Origin of the sequence: Actinomadura montaniterrae (assembly GCF_008923365.1) — a bacterium.
Taxonomy (GTDB): Bacteria; Actinomycetota; Actinomycetes; order Streptosporangiales; family Streptosporangiaceae; genus Spirillospora; species Spirillospora montaniterrae.
This window is the reverse complement of sequence record NZ_WBMR01000498.1, coordinates 1-918: the sequence shown is the minus strand read 5'-3', so window position 1 is coordinate 918 and position 918 is coordinate 1. Positions and strand designations below refer to the sequence as shown.

2 protein-coding genes are annotated in these 918 nt (G+C 76.4%); both read left to right on the top strand.

The window, feature by feature from the left end; all coding sequences use genetic code 11:
• Window positions 1-189 (top strand): hypothetical protein (locus F9B16_RS52190; RefSeq protein WP_192809426.1); only part of this gene is annotated, 189 nt, incomplete at its 5' end.
• 239 nt (window positions 190-428) lie between these two features.
• On the top strand, window positions 429-918 hold a 490-nt coding region (locus F9B16_RS50505), incomplete at its 3' end, for a chaplin family protein (protein WP_151547358.1).

Genomic DNA, 918 nt, shown 5'->3' with positions numbered 1-918 from the left:
GTGCCGTCCGAGCAGGACGGCAACTCGCGCAGCGGGCCGCCGTCCGGCGGGCACCCGTTCGGGCCCGTCGCCGACCTCGGCGCCGCCCAGTACCCGCGCGCGCCGCAGGCCGTCGGCCCCGGCGCCTTCCACCGCACCGCGCTGACCGACAAGGCGGCCCCGGGCCGTCCCTCGGTCGTCCCCGACTAGCACCCGCCACCGGGCACCGCGCGTTCCCGCGCGTCCCGTGCCGGAAGCCGCCCTGCCCCGCCCGCGGGTCTCCCGCGCCGCGCCGGACGGCCGCTTCCCGCCCCGCCCCCCCGCTTCCACACCGATCTTTTCTCCGAACGGCACGGCCCTGGCCAGGCCGCTGCCCGCTGCGCTCACCCGGACGGTGCACGCAGTGATCATCACCGATTCACCGATTCACCGAAAGAAGGAGCAACACCATGCGCATCTGGGCAAGGAACACCGGCCGCGCCGCTCTCGTCGCGGCGGGCTGCGTCGCCATGGGGGCGTCCGGACTCGGCGTCCCCGCCTCGGCGGACAACCGCACCAGCGGCGACCTGTCCATCCTGGGCGGGAACCAGGTCGTCGTGCCGATCTCGATCCCGATCGAGGTCAGCGGCAACGCCATCGGCGCCGCCGCCGGCATCGCCCAGGCCGGCTCCAAGGGCGGCGCCTCCGTCGAGCGGCACGGCCGCGACGGCGGCGACATGCACACCTCGGGCAACCTGTCGATCGGCGGCGGCAACCAGATCGTCGCGCCGATCTCGATCCCGATCGACGTCTGCGGCAACGCCATCGGCGCCGTCGTCGGCATCGCGCGGGCCGGCTGCGAGGGCGGCGCCACGGTCAAGCAGAAGGACGGGCACGGCGGCCACGGCGGCTGGCGCGCGGGACGCGAGGCGACCGCGCCCGGCGAGCGCCAGGCGCCCG